This window comes from Chryseobacterium sp. HNCC26DJ239 (assembly GCF_057180445.1).
Genome location: NZ_JBXUGJ010000008.1, coordinates 184,702 through 194,721, shown reverse-complemented (window position 1 = coordinate 194,721; position 10,020 = coordinate 184,702). Strand labels below are relative to the sequence as shown.

The 10,020-nt window shown below is 34.7% G+C and carries 7 protein-coding genes and 1 pseudogene; 6 read left to right on the top strand and 2 right to left on the bottom strand.

Annotated features, from left to right (window positions below):
- Positions 1 to 10: 10 nt before the first annotated feature.
- Complete coding sequence (locus AC2A1D_RS17115) at positions 11 to 625, bottom strand: hypothetical protein (RefSeq protein WP_484044795.1); 615 nt, start codon at positions 623 to 625, stop codon at positions 11 to 13.
- A 452-nt stretch (positions 626 to 1,077) separates the two neighbouring features.
- Between AC2A1D_RS17115 and AC2A1D_RS17110 the strand changes: the two genes are divergently transcribed.
- Together AC2A1D_RS17110 and AC2A1D_RS17105 are read left to right on the top strand one after the other, a co-directional pair.
- Positions 1,078 to 1,938 (top strand): tyrosine-type recombinase/integrase, encoded by an 861-nt coding sequence (locus AC2A1D_RS17110; protein WP_484044794.1) that lies wholly within the window; start codon positions 1,078 to 1,080, stop codon positions 1,936 to 1,938.
- A complete protein-coding gene (locus AC2A1D_RS17105) occupies positions 1,923 to 3,059 on the top strand; it encodes an IS91 family transposase (protein WP_484044793.1) in 1,137 nt (378 codons plus the stop codon). The genes AC2A1D_RS17110 and AC2A1D_RS17105 overlap by 16 nt, the downstream gene beginning before the upstream one ends.
- A 423-nt stretch (positions 3,060 to 3,482) precedes the next feature.
- Here the strand turns inward: AC2A1D_RS17105 and AC2A1D_RS17100 are convergent, their stop codons facing one another.
- Positions 3,483 to 3,704 carry a hypothetical protein gene (locus AC2A1D_RS17100; protein ID WP_484044792.1) on the bottom strand — a complete coding sequence of 74 codons (222 nt, stop codon included), beginning with the start codon at positions 3,702 to 3,704 and terminating at the stop codon, positions 3,483 to 3,485.
- Between the two features lie 919 nt (positions 3,705 to 4,623).
- Between AC2A1D_RS17100 and AC2A1D_RS17095 the strand changes: the two genes are divergently transcribed.
- From AC2A1D_RS17095 to xylA, 4 genes and pseudogenes are all read left to right on the top strand, one after another.
- On the top strand, positions 4,624 to 5,772 hold the full coding sequence (locus AC2A1D_RS17095; protein WP_484044791.1) for a serine hydrolase domain-containing protein: 1,149 nt from the start codon (positions 4,624 to 4,626) through the stop codon (positions 5,770 to 5,772).
- 572 nt (positions 5,773 to 6,344) lie between these two features.
- Complete coding sequence (locus AC2A1D_RS17090; protein ID WP_484044790.1) at positions 6,345 to 7,067, top strand: NUDIX hydrolase; 723 nt, start codon at positions 6,345 to 6,347, stop codon at positions 7,065 to 7,067.
- Between the two features lie 16 nt (positions 7,068 to 7,083).
- Complete coding sequence (locus AC2A1D_RS17085) at positions 7,084 to 8,559, top strand: xylulokinase (protein ID WP_484044789.1); 1,476 nt, start codon at positions 7,084 to 7,086, stop codon at positions 8,557 to 8,559.
- 117 nt (positions 8,560 to 8,676) lie between these two features.
- Positions 8,677 to 10,006, top strand: a pseudogene (gene xylA / locus AC2A1D_RS17080) (xylose isomerase).
- Positions 10,007 to 10,020: the final 14 nt, after the last annotated feature.

Below are 10,020 nucleotides of genomic sequence, written 5' to 3'. Positions count from 1 at the left end.
ATCGGCAGTATTATTTGCCTTTTAATAATTTTTCTTCCAAATTATTCCATCCACTCCAAACACAATATCCATTTTTTATTACCTGCTTTTTGTTTTTATAGGTTATTGTATAAATTTCAGTTGTTGTACATAATCCATCTTTTGGAATTGCATAAAGTTGACATTCTAATTTCTCAATTTCATAAAGCTGTTTTTCATTTATTTTTTTTGTTTTGCCTCCATGTGTTATAAAATAATTTTCACTTTCATTTCTTATAGTAATAGAGTCAGATATTTTATGAAAACAACCTTGCGAATTATAATTTATTTTAACTGATTCATTTTTTAGATTCTTTATAATTGATTTGCTCAAATACTTTTCGAAATCGAATTGGTCAGGAAATATTGAAATAGTGTCAGTTTCTTTTCGATTATTTATTCGGAATTCTTTTTTAGTTCTTTCTCCAAACAAGTTTGAGTACTCAAATTCATATTTTCCTTTTTCTATGCTATCCAACTTTATTGGGCTTTCTATAAAAAGTCCGTCATTTCCGAGAATTTCTTTGTATAGTTTTCCATTCTTGTAAATCGATAGTTTATTTAAGGGAAGGTTTCCACTATTCTTGCTTTCGTTGTCGATATTCACAATTAGTTTAGAAAATTTATATTCTCTACAACTTATAAATATCAAAAAAATAGATAGAAAAAATATTTTCGATTTCATTTCCCAAGTGTTGTTTGTATATTGCCGATAACGAAAAAGTATTAGCGAAGGCGGGCGAAAAGTGAGCTGAAAGTTCAATTTTCAACCAAACTAAGCCAATGCTTTTTCAATGAAGTAAACTTACAAAAATATTACGGAATTGAAAAGCAGTGGCGACGAAGAATATTCAAATTTTCAATTTGAGTATTCAAGCCCGCTTTTGCTAATACACTGTTGAACTAAACCTTCGGTAGCCCCGTCTGCATATTTTTGATTACTTTGTAAAACTAATTAAAAATCAATAGAATGGCAACAAAAAAAAGAGTTTAGAAGAGCTCAGAGAAAACAAGATCATCAATCAGGCAAAGCGTGAAGTTCCGGGATTTGCGGAGCTTTTGCAAAGGTTTGAACGTACGGTTTCGGTGTTGGGAAGAAGCCAAAGTACTTTTCAAAATTACTCCAGACACGTCGCTGCGGTGTCGCTACATTTCGGGAAAATTCCTACAGAATTGGATTCAGATCAAATTCATGATTACCTCTTTTACCTTCAGAAAAAATTTAAATCTCCTTCGCAATCGTATTTTAAACACACCGTTTACGGACTTCGATTTCTGTTGAAATCGGAAGGTTTGAGCTATGATTATTTGAGTCTTCCGGAAATTAAAAGAGAGAAAAAACTGCCTGTAGTTCTCAGTAAACAGGAGGTTTGGCAGATGCTTTCGGGGTGTAAGCTTTTAAAGCATAAAATTTTGATCGGCATTCTTTACGGCTGCGGACTCCGCTGTATGGAGGTTAGAAATATCCGTGTATGCGACTTAGATTTTGATCGAAAACAACTCAAAGTGGTTCAGGGAAAAGGAAAAAAAGACCGCTATTTGCCACTTTCCGAGCATTTGATTCGGGGACTCAAAAAGTATATCGAAGCTGAAAAACCAGAAGATTATCTCTTTGGAATGCCACGAGAAGGAAGAGCCGGCGGAGAGTTTGATTCCCGCTACTCACAACGAGGCGTTCAGTGGGCGGTAAAACAGGCATCAAGAGCAGCAAAAATCTTGAAAGAAGTGAGTGTTCATACGCTTCGGCACAGTTTTGCGACGCATCTTCTGGAAGATGGGATGGATATTTTAAGCATCAAAAATCTTCTCGGTCACGAAAGTATCGATACCACGCTGGTTTATCTCCAAATTGCCCAGCTTTCCACCCAAAAACTCTTTTCACCGCTCGATACTTTGTTTGAGGAATGTCGGCCAAAATAGCTTCCTCTCCCAGAGGTTTTGAAGTGGCTGATGTTCTGAATATTTTAGGTTCTAGACTTGAAGATTTAGGACTTAATTCCTGGCAATTACGAACACTTTCAGCGTTGAAAAAGTGCCGTACTTCGGCTTTGGGCGGTCATATTGACGCTTGTGATGAATGTGGAAATATAAGCATCAGCTACAACTCCTGCCGAAACCGTCATTGCCCCAAATGTCAGGGCAAAAACCGTGAAAAATGGATTGGTATGAGAGAAAACGAACTGCTTCCTGTACCTTATTTTCACGTCGTTTTCACTATTCCTGATACTTTAAATTCATTAGCATTGCACCAACCAAAAATGCTGTATGATTTTTTATTTGAATCGGCTTGGGAAACGCTTCAAACGTTTGGCAAAAACAAAAATCTCCAAATGGGAATGATTGCTGTTTTGCACACTTGGGGACAGAATCTGAGTCTTCATCCGCATTTGCACTGCATTGTTCCGGGCGGCGGCGTGGATGAAAACGGAGCTTGGAAAAACATCAGAAGTGACGGCAAATTTTTGTTTTCTGTAAAGGCTTTGAGTAAAGTTTTCAGGGCTAAATTTTGTGAGAAATTAAAAGATAAAAACCTTAAAGAATATACCAAAATCAGACAAAGTCTGTGGGAAAAACCTTGGGTTGTTTTCGCTAAAAAGCCTTTTGGAAGCCCCAAATCGGTGGTGGAATATTTAGGTCGTTATTCCCACAAAATCGCCATCAGCAACCAGAGAATCAGAAAAATTGACGCGGAAACGGTAACTTTTTCTTACAAAGATTACCGCCAAAAAGGCATCAAAAAGCAGATGGTTTTGAGCCACGAGGAGTTTATCCGAAGATTTGCGATGCATATTTTACCGAAAAGATTTGTAAAAATCCGTCATTACGGTTTTTTGAGCGCTACCTGGAAGCGTGAAAAACTCAAAATTTTGCAACAAAAATTAGGCATCCAGCCCAAAGAAAAGGCTTTCCCAAAAGCTTTTCAGCCAAAATGTCGTTGTTGTAAAGTTGGAAATCTTGTGACGATTGCCACGTTCGATCTTCGAGGTCCGCCAAGTTGGTTTTTGGAGATGATCCGAAATTTACAAACGCCTAAAATCTAGCATTTTGGGTAAGGGTTTTCATGCCTAAACGTGAAGGAAAACACGATAAAACCAAGAAAAAACCACCAAAATCACCCACAAAAAAAGAGACTCTTCTCGAAATCTCTTGTATCTCTTTAAAATCTTTTGTCGATAAACCCATAGTGTGGAAAATACCTAGCTAAAAGCTTCCGAAGCTTCCGTTCAACAGGGTTTTCATTGTTCGTGCTGCGCACGCAACGAAAACTTAGCTATCAGTAGCAGTTTTTTTTAAGAGGTATATTGTTAATGTTTATTCTGTTTGTTGTCATTTCTCTTTGATTTTTTAAATAGTATTTTAGTTAAATTTTATTTGTGAAATTGAACTGAAATAAGAATAGTGCTTAAATTTTTATCAAGTTAAAAATTCTAGCCAATTTGATTTTTTTTATTGCTCAAAAATCCTTACTTGCTTTCTTCATTTTTGATTTCTTTTATTCTCGCAATGAGTAATCTTATTGAATTAATAAATGATAAGATTCCAAGAAATGTAAAGAAATATTTTTCTTCTCCTTCACGTGGTAAGACAAAAAGGATTCCTACAATCAAAAAGAATACTGCAAAGCCAATTTTTGATGTTACGTTCGCAAATATGAACTCAATAACTCCAATTGTTAATTCTTTCAAAAATTTTAGTATTGATTTCACTTTTCTTAATTGATAACGAGTGATTTATAAAATTGCTACTAACGTTTTCGGGCTTGGCGTAGGTGGCGATTTCCACCACAAATGTTGATGCGGAGAACCAAATTTTGATTAACTACAATTGTGTCTGCGGAGCACTGAACCGCCACTTTTGCCAAGCCCGTGTTATGTGATGTGGCAATTTTCCATAATTTTTTATTCAGTTAGATTCAGTTTTCAGAAGTTTCATTCAGCAATGTTTTTAAAATTCAGCGTCATTTTTAAAACTCAAGCACGAACTTATTCACACAGTTAAAATTTCAGAACGCTAAAATTCAAAAATTTTTTCGGAAAGATTTTGCGTAGGATTTTCAGTAAGAATTTTTATTTTCAGTAAGTTTTTTCACACAGAATTTTTTCAGCAGAGTTATTTTGACGCGTTAAATTGTTTTCACGCACAATTTCCGTTAGTGATATGGTGTCAGAAATCAGTTTTTAAGTCAAGTCCGCATTTTATTCAGTCAGTCAAGCAGAAAATGAATTCAGACCTTTTTTTCACGCAGGTTTGGTCTGGATTCAGTTTCTTTTTTATTCACTCAAAATCGTGGATTTTGTTTCGGAGCGTGATTTTTGATGCCATATCACATAACTCTCAAATATACGCAATTCTCACAAAAGTGCAAAATTTATTTTAATCTCTTGAAAAGTCCTATTGATGGACTTTTTTTAATGCACTGAAGTATAAAATATTTTTTTTGCGCAACATGAATATTTTTTTTGCGCAATACTAATATTTTTTTACGCACATATTGTGACTTTATTTTATTTTAATTTCAGGGATGTAGTTTAGGGAGTATTAAAAAGTTTTTTATCTGGCAAGACGTTTGAATAGATTTTAATTCCGAATCAAAAAAAAGCTAAGATGGTGAAGAAAAATAATCCGAAATTTCAAAAGAAAGTTTTATTTGGCATGTTGGGTTCTTTGCTTGTGACCTCCGTACTTTATAAAATTGGTTTTGGGTTTTTGTGGAAAGCTTTAAAATTGAATGTTTCAAAAGGGTCTGCTGTTCCTTCGATTAATGATGTGGAAAAATTTCCAAAAAAAATCATAAATCATAGCTTACCAAAACCTTGGAGGGTGCATTGTAATGTCAATCAGCAAATTTTATCACCCCAGTTGTTAGAGGAGCTTACCCGTACCAATGTGGCTTCGATACTTGTTGTTCAAAATCAAGAAATTATTTACGAAAAATATTACAAAGGATATCAAAAACAGTCGTTAACCAATTCTTTTTCAATGGCAAAAGGTATTCTTTCTCTTTTAGTGGGTTGCGCTATTGATGATGGTTTTTTAAGCTCAGAAGAAGAAAAAGTTTCTAAGTATATCAAAAAATATAACGAAAATCAATTCGGGAAACATCTTACGTTTAAAAACTTAATGACGATGGAATCGGGGTTAGATTGGAGTGAAGAATATCGCCATCCTTTTGCTGAAAATTCAAAACAGTATTTTTTGGATGATTTAAATGAGCAGGCTTTAGCTGTTGAGTTTAAAAAAATGCCTGGTCTAGAGTATGAATATCAAAGTGTTGCTGCGCAGATTCTTGGTTTGGCACTTCGGAAAGCAATTAATATGGATCTTTCAGAATATCTATCCAGAAAGCTATGGATTCCTTTGGGGATGCAATCTCCCGCATTTTGGTCTACAGACAGAAGGGGGATGGAGAAAGCGTTTTGTTGCATCCATGCTACAGCTAGAGATTTTGCAAAAATTGGTCAACTTCTCTTGCAAAAAGGAAGATGGGAGAGTGCAAGATTACTGAATGAAGAGTTTTGTACGAAGACATTACATTCTTCCAAACAAAATAAAGCCTTTGGTTATTCTATTTGGATCAATGACGATGCAAAAATTCCGTATAGATTTTTTTATGGTTTTATGGGGCAGTTTATCATCATGATTCCCGATAAAAATATGGTTATTGTAAAAACAGGATCATACAACAGTTTAGAGGTTGATGATTTGCTACGTCCTTTGCAGGTTCAGATGTTGGTAGACGAGTTTGCGAAATAAATTTCCCGCATAATTTTCTTTTAAGTTAAAAGCTGTTCTTTTTACATGGCTAAAATTCTATTGTTTTTCGAAAATCAAACATATTTGTAAATCAGTAGGGTATAACTGTTTTTAATGTTTCTTTGAGCTTGTTTTTGTGATTTTGTTACAGAATCCTAAAATTTAGTAGAAAAAAACAGATTTATTTTGAAATTGGCTAACAATTGTTCATTCGGATGCAATTTTGGGAGAATTAAAAAACAGTGTTAAGCTCAAAAATACCGGTTTTATCGAGTTTTCTTAAAAAAAATGTAATTTTTTTTAACCCATTTAAGCACGTTAACATATCATAAAAAAACTTTAAAAATTCTAAAAATAATTAAAGTTTAAATTTTTCTCTAAACAGCAGAATAGATGCGTTTTAAATTTTTCATATCATAAAATATGCTCTATCCTTATCATTAAAAATATAACTAGCTTATCATATTAATTCGTTATGTAAATAATTGAAAAACAGTATATAGTATTAAATTTATTTTTTTAATTCATTTGAATTTTTATATTTGTCATGTTACGTAAATGTTAACATTGTGATGATAGCAAATTTTATACATACATATGTTTCGGTAGATTGTGTTGTTTTTGGGTTTGATAGTGATAATCAACTCAATATTCTGTTGGTTCAGAGATCTATAGATAATTCTCCCCAAAAACGACAGAGAAAATTGCCTGGAAGTTTGATTATGAACAATGAAGATGTTGATGATGCTGCACAAAGAGTACTCACCGAGCTTACCGGAATAAAAAAAATGGTTCTAAAACAGTTTAAATGTTTTGCAGACCCAAACAGAGCGAGCGAAAAAGACGTTCAGTGGATGGGGAAAGAATACAACCAGGATATCGATCGTATTATAACCGTAGCTTATCTTTCATTGTGTAAAATCGGACGAAAAATAAACAGTACAAAATATGAAACCGTGGATTGGTTTCCTATAGACAAAATTCCTGAGCTGCCATTTGATCATAATAAAATTATAAATGAATCTTTGGTGGAAATCAGAAAATGGATAGAATCTGATTTTTCAATTATTTTCGAACTTCTTCCTAAAATGTTCACGATGAGACAGCTGCATCAGCTTTACACTGCAATAAGTGAGAAGTATATCGATATTAAAAATTTTCACAAGAAAATATCTTCATTTAACTATATAATTCCGCTGGAAGAAATAGAAACCAATGTGCCACACAGAGCAGCAAGGTATTTTAAATTTGATTCTAAGATCTACAAAAAAGGAAATAAAAAACTAATAAAATAAAATATAATTCAACATCATGTATTTATTAGGATACGACATAGGAAGCTCTTCTGTAAAGGTTTGTCTTATTGAAGCTTCAAGCGGAAAAGTAGTAGCATCAGATTTTTCGCCTAAAAAAGAAATGCTCATTTCTGCTGTAAAACCAGGTTGGGCAGAGCAAAATCCTGCAGATTGGTGGATGAACCTTAAGCTGGCTCATGAATCGGTAATGGAGCATTCAGGAATCAATCCGGATGATATCAAAGGAATAGGGATTACGTGGCAAATGCATGGTTTAATTTTAGTAGATAAAGATCAAAATATTTTACGACCATCAATTATTTGGTGCGACAGCCGTGCTGTTCCTTACGGCGAAAAAGCTTTTGAAACGATTGGTAAAGAAAAATGCTTGTCTCATCTTTTAAATTCTCCGGGAAACTTCACTGCTTCAAAATTAGCATGGGTGAAAGAAAATGAACCGGAAATTTTTGAAAAGATTGATAAAATTATGCTTCCCGGTGATTACATCGCCATGAAGCTTTCGGGTGAAATAGGAATAACCATCGAAGGTTTATCCGAAGGAATTTTCTGGGACTTCAAAAACAATTGTATTTCAGAAGATGTTATTAATTATTACGGCATTCCGAAGAGTTTTTTCCCTGAAATTATCCCTACTTTTGGGATACAATCTGCCGTTTCAAAAAATGCAGCAAAAGAATTAGGCTTAAAAGAAGGAACTCCTATTGCATACAGAGCGGGAGATCAACCCAACAATGCTTTATCTCTCAATGTTTTTAACCCTGGTGAAATAGCTTCCACAGCAGGAACTTCAGGTGTTGTTTACGGAGTTTTAGACCATTTGGATTATGATGATCTTTCTAGAGTAAATACTTTTGCCCACGTAAATTATACCCCCGAAAAAATTAGACTTGGTGTGTTGCTGTGTATTAACGGAACCGGAATTTTAAATTCTTGGTTGAAGCACAATTTTGCCACCTCACTTTCTTCCTATGGAGATATGAATGATTTAGCATCGCTTTCACCAGTCGGAGCAAAAGGTTTAAGCATTATTCCGTTTGGAAATGGTGCCGAAAGAGTTTTGGAAAACAGGGATTCTAACTGTTCTATCCACGGAATTAATTTCAACATTCATTCAAAAGGAGATATTTTAAGAGCTGCACAGGAAGGTATCGTTTTCTCCTACGAATACGGAATGAATATCATGCGAAACATGGGCATGGATATTAGTGTAATTCGTGCAGGAAATGCTAATATGTTCTTGAGTTCTATTTTCAGGAAATCTTTGGCGGGAATCAGCAATGCAGTAATCGAGCTTTATGATACGGATGGAGCTGTAGGAGCCGCGAGAGCTGCAGGAATGGGAATTGGCTTTTATAAAGATTCTAAAGAAGCATTTGCTTCGCTTGAAAAAATTGCTGTAATAGAACCTCAAGCAGAAAAAAGAGCGCAATATCTGGAAGCGTATGAGAGGTGGAAGCAGCACCTAAATTAACAAAAAATTACAGAAATATTTAACAAACAACCTCGACTTTTTAAGCTTTCTAGTTTAAAAAGAAGGGAATTCTACAATCAATTTTAAATCAACTCAGAAAATTAAAATCAATTATATATGGACATAATAACAAGTACACAAGAGTTTTTTTCAACAATGAAAAAAATACAGTTTGAAGGAAAAGAAAGCAAAAATCCAATGGCTTTCAGGTATTATGATGCTGATAGAATGATTATGGGAAAACCAATGAGAGAGTGGACGAGATTTGCAATGGCGTGGTGGCATACACTATGTGCAGATGGTAGCGATCCATTTGGCGGAGGAACAATTCATCACCCTTGGAACAAAGGAAATGATGCGGTAAGCCGTGCAAAAAATAAATTAGATGCAGGTTTTGAATTGATGTCTAAAATAGGATTTGATCACTATTGTTTTCATGATGTAGATTTGGTGGGAACCAGGAGCCACTTGGTCGGAATATGAAAGAAATCTTCAGGCGACTGTAGAATATGCAAAAGAAAAACAAAAAGAAACCGGAATTAAACTTCTTTGGGGAACTGCAAATGTATTTACCCACGAAAGATATATGAATGGCGCTTCCACGAATCCTAATTTTCATGTTGTGGCATGTGCAGGTTTACAGGTTAAAAATGCCATCGACGCAACTATTGCATTAGGTGGTGAAAACTATGTTTTCTGGGGTGGTAGAGAAGGTTACATGAGCCTTTTGAATACAGATATGAAACGTGAAAAGGAACATTTAGCAAGGTTTTTAAGCGTTTCTAGAGATTACGCCAGAAAACAAGGATTTAAAGGAACTTTCCTTATCGAACCAAAGCCAATGGAACCTACAAAGCACCAATACGATTACGATTCTGAAACAGTAATTGGTTTCTTAAGACATTACGGTTTGGATAAAGATTTTAAATTGAATATTGAAGTAAATCATGCGACACTTGCAGGCCACACATTTGAACACGAGCTTCAAGTAGCTTCAGACGCTGGTTTATTAGGAAGTATAGATGCCAATAGAGGAGATTATCAAAACGGATGGGATACAGATCAATTCCCGATTGATTATAATGATATGGCAAATGCTTGGCTTGTGCTTTTACAAGCAGGAGGTCTCGGAAATGGAGGAGTAAATTTTGATGCAAAGATCAGAAGAAATTCTATAGACCCTGAAGATCTGTTTATTGCCCATATTTCTGGTATGGATGCTTTCGCGAAAGGGCTTTTGGTAGCAGCAGATATTTTGGAGCATTCAGATTATAAAAAGCTACGTACAGAAAGATATAAATCCTTCGACAGCGGAAACGGAAAAGCGTTTGAAGAAGGAAGCCTTACGCTTGAAGATCTTCAAAGAATTGCTCACGAGATTGGTGAACCAGAACCGAAAAGCGGAAAACAAGAGCTTTTTGAGTCTATTGTAAATATGTATATCTAACATTAAAAGAATAA